General features: G+C 53.2%; 14 protein-coding genes. 10 read left to right on the top strand and 4 right to left on the bottom strand.

The window, feature by feature from the left end; genetic code table 11:
• Window positions 1-120: 120 nt before the first annotated feature.
• The 3 genes from NAZ64_RS18160 (at window position 121) to pspG (ending at window position 2,927) form a co-directional block, all read left to right on the top strand.
• Entirely contained in the window at window positions 121-1,431 is a 1,311-nt protein-coding gene (locus NAZ64_RS18160) for a conjugal transfer protein TraF (protein WP_220569485.1), read from the top strand.
• An 87-nt stretch (window positions 1,432-1,518) separates the two neighbouring features.
• Window positions 1,519-2,517, top strand: a complete 999-nt coding sequence (gene dusA, locus NAZ64_RS18155) for a tRNA dihydrouridine(20/20a) synthase DusA (RefSeq protein WP_001527561.1) — start codon at window positions 1,519-1,521, stop codon at window positions 2,515-2,517.
• Between the two features lie 167 nt (window positions 2,518-2,684).
• Window positions 2,685-2,927: an envelope stress response protein PspG gene (gene pspG / locus NAZ64_RS18150; RefSeq protein WP_000891414.1), complete on the top strand. Its 243-nt coding sequence runs from the start codon at window positions 2,685-2,687 to the stop codon at window positions 2,925-2,927.
• 174 nt (window positions 2,928-3,101) lie between these two features.
• Here the strand turns inward: pspG and NAZ64_RS18145 are convergent, their stop codons facing one another.
• Window positions 3,102-4,085 (bottom strand): quinone oxidoreductase, encoded by a 984-nt coding sequence (locus NAZ64_RS18145; protein WP_000235555.1) that lies wholly within the window; start codon window positions 4,083-4,085, stop codon window positions 3,102-3,104.
• 64 nt (window positions 4,086-4,149) lie between these two features.
• Between NAZ64_RS18145 and dnaB the strand changes: the two genes are divergently transcribed.
• From dnaB to NAZ64_RS18115, 6 genes are all read left to right on the top strand, one after another.
• A complete protein-coding gene (gene dnaB / locus NAZ64_RS18140; RefSeq protein WP_000918353.1) occupies window positions 4,150-5,565 on the top strand; it encodes a replicative DNA helicase in 1,416 nt (471 codons plus the stop codon).
• Between the two features lie 31 nt (window positions 5,566-5,596).
• Window positions 5,597-6,676 (top strand): alanine racemase, encoded by a 1,080-nt coding sequence (gene alr, locus NAZ64_RS18135; RefSeq protein ID WP_001147297.1) that lies wholly within the window; start codon window positions 5,597-5,599, stop codon window positions 6,674-6,676.
• Between the two features lie 185 nt (window positions 6,677-6,861).
• A complete protein-coding gene (gene tyrB / locus NAZ64_RS18130; protein WP_220569484.1) occupies window positions 6,862-8,055 on the top strand; it encodes an aromatic amino acid transaminase in 1,194 nt (397 codons plus the stop codon).
• 186 nt (window positions 8,056-8,241) lie between these two features.
• On the top strand, window positions 8,242-8,955 hold the full coding sequence (gene aphA, locus NAZ64_RS18125) for an acid phosphatase AphA (RefSeq protein ID WP_000724436.1): 714 nt from the start codon (window positions 8,242-8,244) through the stop codon (window positions 8,953-8,955).
• 128 nt (window positions 8,956-9,083) lie between these two features.
• Entirely contained in the window at window positions 9,084-9,500 is a 417-nt protein-coding gene (locus NAZ64_RS18120; protein ID WP_220569483.1) for a secondary thiamine-phosphate synthase enzyme YjbQ, read from the top strand.
• A gap of 2 nt (window positions 9,501-9,502) precedes the next feature.
• The gene (locus NAZ64_RS18115; protein WP_000155665.1) at window positions 9,503-9,859 is read left to right on the top strand and encodes an MmcQ/YjbR family DNA-binding protein; all 357 of its coding nucleotides are present in this window, start codon (window positions 9,503-9,505) and stop codon (window positions 9,857-9,859) included.
• Here the strand turns inward: NAZ64_RS18115 and NAZ64_RS18110 are convergent, their stop codons facing one another.
• The 3 genes from NAZ64_RS18110 to uvrA form a co-directional block, all read right to left on the bottom strand.
• Window positions 9,860-10,198, bottom strand: coding sequence for a hypothetical protein (locus NAZ64_RS18110; RefSeq protein ID WP_000146588.1), 339 nt, complete (start codon window positions 10,196-10,198; stop codon window positions 9,860-9,862).
• On the bottom strand, window positions 10,185-10,640 hold the full coding sequence (locus NAZ64_RS18105) for a hypothetical protein (protein ID WP_220569482.1): 456 nt from the start codon (window positions 10,638-10,640) through the stop codon (window positions 10,185-10,187). The genes NAZ64_RS18110 and NAZ64_RS18105 overlap by 14 nt, the downstream gene beginning before the upstream one ends.
• 131 nt (window positions 10,641-10,771) lie before the next feature.
• A complete protein-coding gene (gene uvrA / locus NAZ64_RS18100) occupies window positions 10,772-13,597 on the bottom strand; it encodes an excinuclease ABC subunit UvrA (protein ID WP_000357722.1) in 2,826 nt (941 codons plus the stop codon).
• Window positions 13,598-13,844: 247 nt separating this feature from the next.
• On the opposite strand from uvrA, the gene ssb1 reads away from it, so the two are divergent.
• Entirely contained in the window at window positions 13,845-14,375 is a 531-nt protein-coding gene (ssb1, locus tag NAZ64_RS18095; protein ID WP_000168322.1) for a single-stranded DNA-binding protein SSB1, read from the top strand.
• Window positions 14,376-15,095: the final 720 nt, after the last annotated feature.

Genomic DNA, 15,095 nt, shown 5'->3' with positions numbered 1-15,095 from the left:
TAATGAGGGTCGATATTATTACAACAGGATTTAACATCACTATTTCACAGCAATAGTTCGCCTCTGTCCGGCAAGGCGTGGCGGAGGGATTACTTCACCTGATAATAAGATGGGCTAACTGTGAACAAAAACGTCAAACTTTCACTGATTGCTATCGCGGTCTCGCTTTTTATGGCAAAGCAGGTGAGCGCCGCCAATACCTGGACGGAAGCGCGTAATGACGCAATGGGCGGGACGGGCGTCGCGTCCGCGAATTATGGCAGCGGAGTACTGTTAAATCCGGCGTTACTGGCAAAAGCCAAACCGGAAGACAATATCACTGTTGTCCTTCCTGCGGTCGGCGTCCAGATTACGGATAAAGACAATCTCCAGGATGAAATTGACGATATCAGCGATAAAGTGGATTACTACGATGAGGTCGTCGATAACCTTACGCTGGGGCAAATTCTGCTCAATCCGCGAGGCGTGCTGAATCAATTTCAGGGCGCCGCGCGCGACCTGGCCGATGAGCTGGAATATCTCAACGGAAAAACCGCCCGCGCCAATGCCGGCGCCGGGTTGGCGGTAAGTATTCCAGGGCAAACGCTTTCCGTGGCGTTTATCGCCAAAGGTTATGCGCATGGGCGCGTGAGTTCGTCCATTGATCAGAACGATATTCAGTATCTGCGCGATATCCAGCATGATGAACGTGTCGCGCTTCGTGAAGCAGGACGCGCTGCTTTGCTGGGGTCTGACGAAATTACAAAGCATTTAAACTCTACCGCGTCGGGGCGGGTAGCGATTGTGTCTGACTACGGTATTGCGCTGGCGAAGCAGTTTGTGGTGGGCGAGGTGCCTGTTTCCATTGGCGTTACACCAAAACTGCAAAAAACCTGGCTCTATAACTACACCACCTCAATTTATAACTACGACAGTAGCGACTGGAATAGCAGCCGTTATCGCAATGACAATACGGGTTTTAACATTGATGCGGGGCTTGCTGCCGATATCGGTGAAAACTGGACGCTGGGGCTGAGCGGGCAAAATCTGGTATCTCGCGATATCGATACGAAAGATATTTACATCACTAATGGTATGACGGGAGAAACCACCAACTACAAAGATACATACCAAATCCGCCCCCTGGTTACCGCGGGCGTCGCATGGCATAACGATTTGCTGACCGTAAGCGCCGATGGCGATCTGACGGAAACGAAAGGCTTTAAGAGCGAAGACAATTCACAGTACGTGGGTGTCGGCGCTGAAGTTCGACCGTTGTCATGGCTGGCGGTGCGCGCAGGGTATCGTGCGGATGTGAAAAATAACGATAGCAATGTGGTTACCGGCGGTCTTGGCTTTGCGCCCTTTAACCGTGTGCATCTCGACTTAATGGGACTGTACGGCGAAGATGAAACCTGGGGGGCAGGCGCGCAGCTTACAATGACATTCTGAGGTGCTTTCACCGGAGGCGCTACGCCTCCGGTTTAGCGTTATGCTATAGTAACGCCCCTTTTTTAACCGGATGCTTATTTATTCGCCATGCAGCCTGAAACCCAGTCCTCCGCTTTTCCTGCTTATCGCTTCTCCATCGCGCCTATGCTCGACTGGACGGACAGACATTGCCGCTATTTCCTGCGTTTGCTGTCTCGCCAGACGCTGCTCTACACCGAAATGGTGACCACGGGCGCGATTATTCACGGTAAGGGTGACTATCTGGCTTATAGCGAAGAAGAGCATCCGGTCGCTCTACAGCTTGGTGGAAGCGATCCAGCTCAGCTTGCGCATTGTGCAAAGCTGGCGGAAGCGCGTGGCTACGATGAAATTAACCTCAACGTGGGGTGCCCTTCCGATCGCGTGCAAAATGGTATGTTTGGCGCCTGTTTGATGGGCAATGCGCAACTGGTCGCCGATTGTGTTAAAGCCATGCGTGATGTCGTCTCGATTCCGGTGACGGTAAAAACCCGCATTGGTATTGACGATCAGGACAGTTATGCGTTTCTGTGTGATTTCATTAATACGGTTTCCGGTCAGGGCGAATGCGAGATGTTTATTATCCATGCGCGCAAAGCCTGGCTTTCTGGCTTAAGCCCGAAAGAAAATCGTGAGATCCCGCCGCTGGATTACCCGCGCGTCTATCAGCTAAAGCGGGATTTTCCGCACCTGACCATGTCCATTAACGGCGGCATCAAATCGCTGGAAGAGGCGAAGGAGCACCTGCGCCATATGGATGGCGTCATGGTTGGCCGCGAAGCTTATCAGAATCCGGGTATACTGGCCGCGGTGGATCGGGAGATCTTTGGCGCCGATACCACCGATGCCGACCCGGTTACGGTGGTTCGCGCGATGTATCCCTATATTGAGCGTGAATTGAGCCAGGGAGCGTATCTGGGGCATATCACTCGCCATATGCTGGGGTTGTTCCAGGGCATCCCCGGCGCGCGGCAGTGGCGTCGCTATCTGAGCGAAAACGCCCATAAAGCTGGCGCGGATGTTGCTGTACTGGAGCAGGCGCTAAAACTGGTAGCAGACAAGCGTTAAAAGTTCGCCAAAAATTAGTCAATCTCACCACGCTCTGTGCAGTCTTGCAGGGCGTTTTCTTTATATATCAAAAACATAAATATTGGCATGATTTTTGTAATAGCTTACCTGACCAAACCCGGTAAGCGCCATGCCGCCGGGCAATGCCATCTTTATGGGGAACGACTATGCTGGAACTACTTTTTGTGCTTGGCTTTTTTCTGATGTTAATGGTGACGGGCGTCTCCTTGCTGGGTATTCTGGCCGCGCTGGTTGTAGCGACTGCCGTCATGTTCCTGGGCGGAATGTTCGCCCTGATGATCAAGCTGTTACCGTGGCTACTGCTGGCGGTGGCTGTGGTGTGGGTGATCAAAGCAGTAAAAACGCCAAAAATCCCACAGTATCAGCGCAATAACCGTCGGTTTTACTAAGGTATTGAGCGGTTCGTCACAACCTGGAACTTTGCCCTCACAGGCAAATAGGAATCGATTATTAAATCTGTCATGATTGCGCAGGTAACGAATTCATCGCGCTGTACCCTACATACAGCCGAACAAAAAAAGAAAGGGCTTCCCGGGTGGAAGCCCAATTTCTTTGCAGAGCTATTACGGAATCAGCAGGCTTGAGCCCTGTGTGGCCCGGCTTTCCAGCACCTCATGCGCGCGACGGGCATCTTTTAACGCATAGCGTTGATTTTCAGCCACATCAACTTTAATCACGCCGCTGGCGATCAATGAGAACAATTCATTGCTGGCTTCGGTCAGTTCTTCACGTGTCGTAATATACCCCTGTAGTGAAGGTCGCGTGGCATACAGGGAACCTTTCTGATTCAGAATACCTAAATTCACGCCGGTGACGGGGCCGGACGCATTGCCGAAACTGACCATCAGTCCCCGACGTTGCAGGCAGTCCAGTGAGGCTTCCCAGGTATCTTTCCCCACGGAGTCATAGACCACGCGGACTTTTTTGCCGCCAGTGATCTCTTTTACCCGTTCTACAATGCTCTCCTCACGGTAATTAATTACCTGCCAGGCACCGGCGTCCAGCGCCCGCTGCGCTTTTTGCGCGCTACCGACGGTACCGATAAGCTTCGCGCCCAGCGCTTTCGCCCACTGGCAGGCGATCAGACCGACGCCGCCCGCAGCGGCATGAAACAGGAAGGGTTCGTCGGGTTTCACTTCATAGGTTTTGCGCAACAGGTAAAAAACGGTCAACCCCTTGAGAAAAGAGGCTGCCGCCTGTTCGAAGGAAATGGCGTCAGGTAAAATCGCGGCTTTATCTGCGGGGACGTTATGGACGGAACTGTAAGCGCCGAGCGTTGACTGCGCGTAGACGACGCGATCGCCCACGCGAATGTGCTCCACGCCGTTGCCGACTTTACTGACCACACCCGCAGCTTCGGTTCCCAGGCCCGCAGGCAACGACGGGGGCGGATAGAGTCCGCTACGGATATAGGTGTCGATGAAGTTGATACCAATGGCTTTGTTCTCAACCTGGATTTCGTGTTCCGCCGGTTCCGTTGGCGTAAACTCCACGGTCTGAAGCACTTCCGGACCACCATGCTTGTGAAATTCAATACGCGTTGCCATGCTTCCTCCAAAAGAAATGTGGTAATCTTTCGACCCAATCACTATCTCGGTAACTCCATTCACTATGGCAGGAAATAAACCCTTCAACAAACCACAGACTGATGCCCGCGACCGCGATCCGCAGGTTGCCGGGATAAAAGTGCCGCCGCACTCGATTGAAGCGGAACAGTCGGTGTTGGGCGGTTTAATGCTGGATAACGAGCGCTGGGACGATGTGGCCGAGCGCGTGGTGGCGGAAGATTTCTATACCCGTCCGCATCGCCATATCTTTACGGAGATGGGGCGCTTGCAGGAAAGCGGCAGTCCAATCGACCTGATTACGCTCGCGGAATCGCTGGAGCGGCAGGGCCAACTGGACAGCGTCGGCGGTTTCGCCTATCTGGCGGAGCTGTCTAAAAACACGCCAAGCGCGGCGAATATCAGTGCTTATGCGGACATTGTGCGCGAACGCGCCGTGGTCCGCGATATGATCGCGGTGGCGCATGAAATTGCGGACGCCGGTTACGATCCACAGGGGCGCAATAGCGATGAACTGCTGGATCTGGCGGAGTCGCGCGTCTTCCAGATCGCGGAAAACCGGGCCAACAAAGACGAAGGTCCGAAAAGCATCGACCAGATTCTCGACGCTACCGTGGCGCGTATTGAGCAGTTGTTCCAGCAACCGCACGATGGCGTTACAGGCGTGGATACCGGCTATCAGGATCTCAATAAAAAGACAGCAGGGTTGCAGCGTTCGGATTTGATTATCGTCGCGGCGCGTCCCTCCATGGGTAAAACCACTTTTGCGATGAACCTCTGCGAAAATGCGGCGATGTTGCAGGATAAACCGGTACTGATCTTTAGTCTGGAGATGCCCGGCGAACAGATCATGATGCGTATGCTGGCCTCGCTGTCCCGCGTCGATCAGACACGTATTCGTACCGGTCAACTCGATGATGAAGACTGGGCGCGAATCTCCGGCACGATGGGCATTTTGCTGGAGAAACGCAATATGTATATTGACGACTCCTCAGGTCTTACGCCGACAGAAGTCCGTTCGCGCGCGCGGCGTATTTTCCGCGAACATGGCGGGTTAAGTCTGATTATGATCGACTACCTGCAATTGATGCGCGTGCCGTCGCTTTCTGATAACCGTACTCTGGAAATCGCCGAAATTTCCCGCTCGTTGAAAGCGCTGGCGAAGGAACTCCAGGTGCCGGTCGTGGCGCTATCGCAGCTTAACCGCTCCCTGGAACAACGCGCGGATAAACGTCCGGTGAACTCCGACCTGCGTGAATCCGGCTCTATTGAACAGGATGCCGACTTAATTATGTTTATCTACCGTGATGAGGTTTATCACGAGAACAGCGACTTAAAAGGCATTGCTGAAATTATTATTGGTAAGCAACGTAACGGTCCTATCGGTACGGTTCGTCTGACGTTCAATGGTCAGTGGTCGCGCTTCGATAACTATGCGGGACCGCAATACGATGATGAGTAACTCTCCGTCATTCTGTTAACAAGGAATTCAAATGCAAGCGGCAACAGTCGTCATTAACCGCCGCGCTCTGCGACACAACCTGCAACGTCTGCGTGAACTGGCGCCTGCCAGTAAGCTGGTTGCGGTGGTGAAAGCGAACGCTTATGGACACGGTCTTCTGGAGACCGCGCGAACGCTCCCTGATGCTGACGCTTTTGGCGTGGCGCGTCTTGAAGAGGCTCTACGTCTGCGAGCGGGCGGGATCACGCAGCCTATCCTGCTGCTGGAGGGTTTTTTCGACGCCGCCGATTTGCCGACCATTTCCGCGCAATGTCTGCATACCGCCGTACATAATCAGGAGCAGCTTGCCGCCCTGGAGGCGGTGGAGCTGGCGGAGCCGGTAACGGTCTGGATGAAACTGGATACCGGTATGCATCGTCTCGGCGTGCGTCCCGAAGAGGCGGAGGCGTTCTACCAGCGTCTGACGCACTGTAAAAATGTACGCCAGCCGGTGAATATCGTCAGCCATTTTGCCCGTGCGGATGAGCCGGAATGCGGCGCTACCGAACATCAGCTCGACATTTTTAATGCCTTCTGTCAGGGTAAACCCGGGCAGCGCTCTATTGCCGCGTCTGGCGGTATTCTGCTGTGGCCGCAGTCTCACTTTGACTGGGCGCGTCCGGGCATCATTTTGTATGGCGTATCGCCGCTGGAGCACAAACCCTGGGGGCCGGATTTTGGTTTTCAGCCGGTGATGTCCTTAACCTCCAGTTTGATCGCGGTGCGTGACCACAAAGCGGGCGAACCGGTGGGCTACGGCGGGACATGGGTGAGTGAGCGCGACACGCGCCTGGGCGTGGTGGCGATGGGTTATGGCGATGGCTACCCACGAGCGGCGCCTTCCGGTACGCCAGTACTGGTCAATGGCCGTGAAGTCCCGATTGTCGGGCGGGTGGCGATGGATATGATTTGCGTGGATTTGGGGCCAAACGCGCAGGATAACGCGGGCGATCCGGTGGTCTTATGGGGTGAAGGTCTGCCGGTTGAACGTATCGCTGAAATGACAAAAGTAAGTGCTTACGAACTTATCACGCGCCTGACCTCAAGGGTGGCGATGAAGTATATTGATTAAATACGCGGCGGGCCGGGTGGCGCTTGCGCTTATCCGGCTTGTATCGCGCATTGGCTGTAGGCCGGATAAGACGTTCACGCCGCTATCCGGTAATATGCGCATCCACCACAACATCCTCTCGATCTTCTCGTCCTTCCGGTTTATTGTGTTATTTCCTGCCCTCTGTAAACCTGGAGAACCATCGCGTGTTTCAAAAAGTTGACGCCTATGCCGGCGATCCGATTCTTTCACTGATGGAGCGTTTTAAAGACGACTCCCGTCACGACAAAGTGAATCTGAGCATTGGCCTGTATTACAACGAAGACGGGATTATCCCACAGCTCAAAACGGTGGCCGAAGCCGAAGCCCGGCTTAACGCGCAGCCGCATGGCGCTTCGCTGTACCTGCCGATGGAAGGACTCAATACTTATCGCCATACTATCGCGCCTTTGCTCTTTGGCGCCGATCACCCGGTTCTTCAGCAACAGCGCGTGGCCACTATCCAGACATTAGGCGGTTCCGGCGCGCTGAAAGTGGGCGCGGATTTCCTGAAGCGTTATTTCCCCGACGCAGGCGTATGGGTGAGCGACCCCACCTGGGAAAACCATATTGCGATATTTGCCGGGGCAGGATTCGAAGTGAGTACTTACCCCTGGTATGACGACGCGACTAACGGCATCCGTTTTAACGATCTGCTGGCCACGCTGAATACGTTACCTGCGCGCAGTATCGTGCTGCTGCACCCCTGTTGTCACAACCCGACCGGGGCGGATTTAACGCCTTCGCAATGGGATGCGGTGATTGAGATAGTGAAAGCGCGCGATCTGATTCCGTTCCTTGATATTGCCTATCAGGGGTTTGGCGCAGGCATGGACGAGGATGCTTACGCTATTCGCGCCATTGCCAGCGCCGGGTTACCTGCGTTAGTCAGTAATTCTTTTTCGAAGATTTTCTCGCTGTATGGCGAGCGCGTCGGCGGCCTGTCCGTGGTGTGTGAAGATGCCGAAATCGCCGCGCGGGTTCTGGGGCAGCTAAAAGCGACGGTGCGCCGAATTTACTCCAGTCCGCCGTGTTTCGGCGCTCAGGTGGTCGCTACGGTCCTGGGCGATGAGGCGTTAAAAGCGAGCTGGCTGGCGGAAGTCGACGCGATGCGTAACCGCATTATATCGATGCGCCAGACGCTGGTGAAGGAGCTGAAGGCGGAGATGCCTGACCGCAACTTTGATTACTTGTTACAGCAGCGCGGTATGTTCAGCTATACCGGGTTAAGCGAGGAGCAGGTCGAGCGGTTGCGCGATGAGTTTGGCGTTTACCTGATTGCCAGTGGCCGCATGTGTGTCGCCGGGCTTAATTCTTCAAATGTACACCGCGTGGCGAAGGCATTTGCCGCTGTCATGTAATATTCAGGCCGGACGGCGATAACAGTGCCCTCCGGCCTGACAATAGCTGTTGTGATCATCCTCTTTTTTCGTAACAAAACCGCAGATAATCCTTCCTTTTGACCGTTACTGGCGTTATGGTCAGATAGTTTTTTGAGCAAAGACTCATCTTGATAATTATAATATTTTGAATTTTAAGGGAAAAGTATGAAAAAAATAACCCTGGCGCTGAGTGCCGTCTGTTTATTGTTTACGCTAAACCATTCCGCGAATGCGTTAGTATCTTCCCCTTCGACGCTCAATCCGGGCACTAACGTTGCAAAACTCGCGGAACAAGCGCCTGTCCATTGGGTCTCTGTCGCCCAGATTGAAAACAGCCTCACCGGACGACCGCCGATGGCGGTCGGCTTTGATATTGACGACACCGTGTTATTCTCCAGCCCCGGATTCTGGCGCGGAAAGAAAACCTACTCCCCGGACAGCGACGATTATCTGAAAAATCCGGCCTTTTGGGAAAAAATGAACAACGGCTGGGATGAGTTCAGTATTCCAAAAGAAGTGGCCCGACAGCTCATTGATATGCATGTTCGTCGTGGCGACAGTATTTACTTTGTCACTGGTCGTAGTCAGACGAAAACGGAAACCGTGTCGAAAACGCTGGCGGATAACTTCCATATTCCGGCGGCGAATATGAATCCGGTGATTTTCGCCGGCGATAAACCGGGACAAAATACGAAAGTTCAGTGGCTGCAGGAGAAGAACATGCGTATCTTCTACGGCGATTCGGATAACGATATTACTGCGGCTCGTGATTGTGGTATCCGCGGTATTCGTATCCTGCGCGCGGCTAACTCCACCTACAAACCGCTGCCGCAGGCAGGAGCGTTTGGCGAGGAAGTCATTGTCAACTCGGAGTACTAAAAATCAGGAGAGCGACAGGCTCTCCTTTTTTGCATGATTTTTGCACAAACTTGCCCCGCTGGCTTTTACCTTTTCCAGACTTGCTGCACACTATTCAGGAGACGTTTGTTTTTAGGAAGGAGCAGCCTATGTGGTATCAGCGCACCATAACACTGAGCGAGAAGCCGCGCGGGTTTCATCTGATAACAGATGAAATTATCGATAAATTGTCTGGCTTACCGCTTGTCGAAACGGGTTTGCTGCATCTGTTGTTGCTACACACCTCGGCCTCGCTGACGCTAAACGAAAACTGCGATCCCACCGTGCGCGCTGATATGGAGCGCCATTTCCTGAAAACCGTTCCCGATAATGCGGCGTATGAACATGATTACGAAGGCGCGGATGACATGCCTTCGCATATTAAGTCGTCAGTATTGGGCGTCTCGTTGTTGCTGCCTGTACGCCAGGGGCGTTTACAGTTAGGAACATGGCAAGGTATCTGGTTGGGAGAGCACCGTATTCACGGCGGTCCACGTAAAATCATCGCGACACTACAAGGGGAATGATAATGACCATTTCGGAATTACTGCAATACTGCATGGCAAAACCTGGCGCAGAGCAGAGCGTCCACAGCGACTGGAAAGCGACGCAAATTAAAGTGGAAGATGTACTTTTCGCGATGGTAAAAGAAGTTGAAGGACGCCCGGCAGCCTCTCTCAAAACCAGCCCGGAACTGGCAGAGTTGTTACGCCAGCAGCACAGCGATGTACGACCGAGTCGGCACCTTAATAAAGCGCACTGGAGCACGGTCTATCTGGACGGATCGCTGCCGGATTCACAACTCTATTATCTGGTCGATGCCTCTTATCAACAGGCAGTAAATGCGCTGCCGGAAGATAAACGCAAGCAGTTGCCGCAGTCCTGATTATAGCGCGCCGACCAACAACGCCAGGGCGATATCAATGAGGCGGATGACCGTAGACCGGATACGGCTGCCGAGGGCGATTTGCGCATTATTGGCGCGTAGCCTGGCGAGGTCCCGCTGTCCTTCCAGCAGAATAATCATATCGTCGTCATCCAGCCAGCCGCGAGCATGTTCCTGAAGCGCGCGGGCGATAAACGCGGCGGACTCGCGGATACCGTCGTCGCTGTCTTCTCTTGCCTGCTTATACGTCTGGATAAACTCGGCAATCGCCGAGGAGGCTACAGGATGTTCGGCCCGGGCGGTGGTCATCAGGTTATGTATTTCGTTAATAGACGCCATTTTCATCTCCCTGAGTGCAGCGGGTGCCCCAATGCAGACACTCACCCTGTATGGCTAATTTCCAGACCTGATTATTTTGCTGTTGGTATCTCTCAGCCTGGATGTAAGTAAGTGGTTGCTTACGTTGCATAACCCGCGCATAAAGACGCAAATAGTGATTTTTCAGCAGCGCCAGATTATCGAGTCGGTGTTTATCCCCACCTTGACGGGCGACCCGCTCAGCCTGAAAAAATGTCTGGCGGATATCGCGGTCATCCTTGAGCAGTGTCTCTTTTTGCCACGGTATTCGCGCCGCGTCCTGCAGGAAGCGGGTTGAGCGCGCTTGTAATAGCGTCAGTTGTTGAAAAGCCACGGCGCTAAAGCGGTCAGGCAGCGTGCAGGCGGATAAAATCAGGCACAGCAGTAGTGTGATTGCGTAGGGCAACTTCATGGTGTTTTCCATAACAGACCGTTTGCGCTATCACATGTCAGAGCGAGGCGGCACGCAAATCACAAATGCTCAACACGGATACAATGAGGTGGGATGAGGAAAAATGATGCCGCTTCCCGGCGAATCGGAAAGCGGCGTGAAGGTTATTTGAGCATAGGTTTAAGGAAGCGGGCGGTATGCGACGCCTCGCACTCCGCCACGGTTTCCGGCGTACCGGAGACGAGAATTTCGCCGCCGCCGCTGCCGCCTTCCGGGCCGAGGTCGACAATCCAGTCCGCCGTTTTAATGACGTCCAGGTTGTGTTCGATCACCACGATGGTGTTGCCCTGATCGCGCAACTGATGCAGAACGTCAAGCAACTGCTGAATATCGGCAAAGTGCAGGCCGGTGGTCGGCTCGTCGAGAATATACAGCGTCTGCCCGGTGCCGCGCTTCGACAGTTCGCGCGCCAGCTTCACGCGCTGGGCCTCGCCGCCGGAAAGCGTCGTCGCCGACTGACCAAGACGGATATAGGTCAGCCCCACGTCCATCAGCGTCTGCAGCTTACGCGCCAGCGCCGGAACCGCATCAAAGAACTCACGCGCTTCTTCAATGGTCATATCCAGCACTTCGTGGATGGTCTTGCCTTTGTACTTAATCTCCAGCGTTTCCCGGTTATAGCGCTTGCCTTTGCACTGGTCGCACGGCACGTAAATATCCGGCAGAAAGTGCATTTCGACTTTAATGACGCCATCGCCCTGGCACGCTTCGCAGCGACCGCCGCGCACGTTGAAGCTGAATCGCCCTGGCGTATAGCCGCGCGCGCGAGACTCCGGCACGCCAGCAAAAAGCTCGCGAACCGGGGTAAAGACGCCCGTATAGGTCGCCGGGTTGGAGCGCGGGGTGCGCCCGATTGGGCTCTGGTCGATATCGATCACTTTATCGAAATGTTCCAGCCCCTGAATATCCCGATACGGCGCCGGTTCGGCGATAGTCGCCCCGTTTAACTGACGCTGGGCGATGGGGAAGAGCGTATCGTTAATCAGCGTTGATTTACCGGAACCCGAGACGCCGGTGATACAGGTAAACAGCCCTACCGGTAGCGTAAGGGTCACATCTTTCAGGTTGTTGCCGCGCGCGCCGGTGAGTTTGAGCACTTTTTCTGGATTTGCCGGCACGCGTTGTTTCGGCACTTCAATTTTGCGTTTACCGCTCATGTACTGGCCGGTCAGTGATTCCGGTACCGCCATAATGGCTTCCAGCGGGCCTTCAGCCACCACCTCGCCGCCGTGAACGCCCGCGCCGGGGCCAATATCAATCACATGGTCGGCGGCGCGGATGGCGTCTTCATCGTGTTCCACCACAATCACGGTATTGCCAAGATTGCGCAGATGAATCAACGTACCCAGCAGCCGTTCGTTATCGCGCTGGTGCAGACCGATGGACGGTTCATCCAGCACATACATCACGCCGACTAACCCGGCGCCTATCTGGCTCGCCAGACGAATACGCTGGGCTTCGCCGCCGGAAAGGGTCTCTGCCGAGCGGGAGAGCGTGAGATAGTTCAGGCCGACGTTCACCAGAAACTTGAGGCGATCGCCGATCTCTTTTAGCACTTTTTCGGCGATTTTCGCCCGTTGCCCGGAAAGCTTGAGATTAGTGAAAAAATCCATCGCATGGCCAATGCTCATATCGGAAATAGCAGGCAGCGGCGTATTTTCCACAAATACATGGCGCGCTTCGCGATTCAGTCGCGTTCCTTCACAGCTGGCGCAGGGGCGATTACTGATGAATTTCGCTAGCTCTTCGCGCACTGCGCTGGATTCCGTCTCTTTATAACGGCGCTCCATATTATGCAGCACGCCTTCGAACGGATGGCGGCGCACGGAGGTATCGCCGCGATCGTTCATATATTTAAATTCAATATTCTCTTTGCCGGAACCGTATAGCACGACTTTATGTACGTTGGCGCTGAGGCTTGCCCACGGCGCATCCACGTCGAACTTATAGTGTTCCGCCAGCGACTTGAGCATTTGAAAGTAGTAAAAATTGCGACGATCCCAACCACGAATCGCGCCGCCTGCCAGCGACAGGTCGGGATTCTGGATCACGCGGTCCGGATCGAAATATTGCTGAACGCCGAGCCCGTCACAGGTCGGGCAGGCGCCTGCCGGGTTGTTGAACGAGAACAGACGCGGTTCCAGCTCGCGCATACTGTAGCCGCAAATCGGACAGGCAAAATTGGCGGAGAACAGAAGCTCCTCCGCTTTCTCATCATCCATATCGGCAACAACCGCCGTGCCGCCGGATAATTCCAGCGCCGTTTCGAACGACTCCGCCAGGCGTTGGGAAAGATCGTTGCGAACTTTGAAGCGATCGATCACCACCTCAATAGTATGTTTCTTTTGCAGCTCCAGCTTCGGCGGATCGGAGAGATCGCAGACTTCGCCGTCAATACGGGCGCGAATGTAACCCTGGCTTGCCAGATTTTCCAGCGTTTTGGTGTGTTCGCCTTTGCGCTCTTTAATAATCGGTGCCAGCAGCATCAGACGTTTGCCTTCCGGCTGTGACAGCACGTTATCGACCATCTGGCTAACGGTTTGCGCCGCCAGCGGCACGTCATGGTCCGGACAACGCGGCTCGCCCACGCGGGCAAACAGCAGACGCAGGTAGTCGTGGATCTCGGTAATAGTACCCACCGTAGAGCGCGGGTTGTGCGATGTCGATTTCTGTTCAATTGAGATCGCGGGCGATAGCCCCTCAATATGGTCGACATCCGGTTTTTCCATGAGCGACAAAAACTGCCGCGCGTAAGCGGAGAGCGATTCAACGTAACGACGCTGCCCTTCGGCATACAGAGTGTCGAAAGCCAGTGAGGATTTGCCTGAACCCGAAAGCCCGGTCACGACAATCAGTTTGTCGCGGGGGATGACGAGGTTAATATTTTTGAGATTATGGGTGCGGGCGCCCCGAACTTCGATCTTATCCATTCACCTTTCCCGGTAGAGACTCGGATGCCTGGTTTGTTTGAAGGACAAACGGCAGAAACGGCTAATTATGACACAATTTAACCTGTTTGAATATACAGTATTGGAATGCATCTTCAGCTAAAGTATGCAACAATATGAGGTTCGCGCGAGTGACCTGGAACCTGCATCGCAGCTATTAAAATGCTACGTGGAAATGGTACACTCACGCGTTTACACTATTTATGAAACGTATTCAGGAGACTCAATTATGGCCAGCAGAGGCGTAAACAAGGTGATTCTCGTTGGTAATCTGGGCCAGGACCCGGAAGTACGCTATATGCCAAGTGGCGGCGCTGTCGCCAACTTAACGCTGGCTACTTCTGAATCCTGGCGCGATAAGCAGACCGGCGAAATGAAAGAGCAGACTGAATGGCACCGGGTGGTGATGTTCGGCAAACTGGCGGAAGTGGCCGGCGAATATCTGCGTAAAGGTTCTCAGGTGTATATCGAAGGTCAATTGCGTACCCGCAAGTGGACCGATCAGAGTGGCCAGGAACGCTATACGACTGAAATTAACGTTCCGCAGATCGGCGGCGTGATGCAGATGCTGGGTGGTCGCCAGGGCGGCGGCGCACCGGCAGGCGGTCAGCAGCAGGGGGGTTGGGGTCAGCCGCAACAACCTCAGCAGCCGCAGGGCGGCAACCAGTTCAGCGGCGGCGCGCAGTCGCGTCCACAGCAATCCGCGCCAGCGCCGTCTAACGAACCGCCAATGGATTTTGACGACGACATTCCGTTCTGATTTTTGGTAAAAAACTCAAAGCGTTATTTGCATTTTCGCTATAGCTCTCGTCTGCTGAAATGCCTGGTGTAAACCGGGCATTTTCTTACCTGGTATTATTGTCTTTGTATCCCTTTCAAAAAAGAGAAGCGCATATCTTACGGAAAAATGTCGCTTATCGCCTCTGGCCGACTCGCCTCGGCACATCGTTATCCAGCCGAAGTTCATAAATGTACTGCAATAACCCGGATTGTCTTAAATATGAAAGAGAAATCTCATCTGCAAAATATATAATTTATAGCCATTTTTTGACAACAAAAAGATATTATAAAATAACGTTAGAGAATGGTCGGTATTATCAATAGTTAATTAAATGTTTGCTTTAGCTTGTGATGAGCTCAAATATGACATGTGCATCTTGATTTATTTTTAATTGCTGAATATAAAATTGTTACTTATAGCTGGCTTTATATAAAAAATGGTTTTATTTATGTGTTTTTTTACGCAATTCTGATTTTTTACTCCCCACTTATTATATTTTTAATGATTTAAGTTATATTGAAGTCCCTGTGACCCTATGTTTTAATTGTGAAAATTCATTTTATCCTCTGGAGGCAAATTTATTAAATACGTATGGTTATAACGCGTATTAAAACGGAATATGTCCTTAAAATTATTTGGCGTTTCAATGATTAGCTAACAAATCTATTTATTAGCAGGTGGTTTTAATTTGCTGATGAC

Source organism: Salmonella sp. A1325 (genome assembly GCF_056991255.1).
This window is presented reverse-complemented; position numbering and strand designations above follow the sequence as displayed.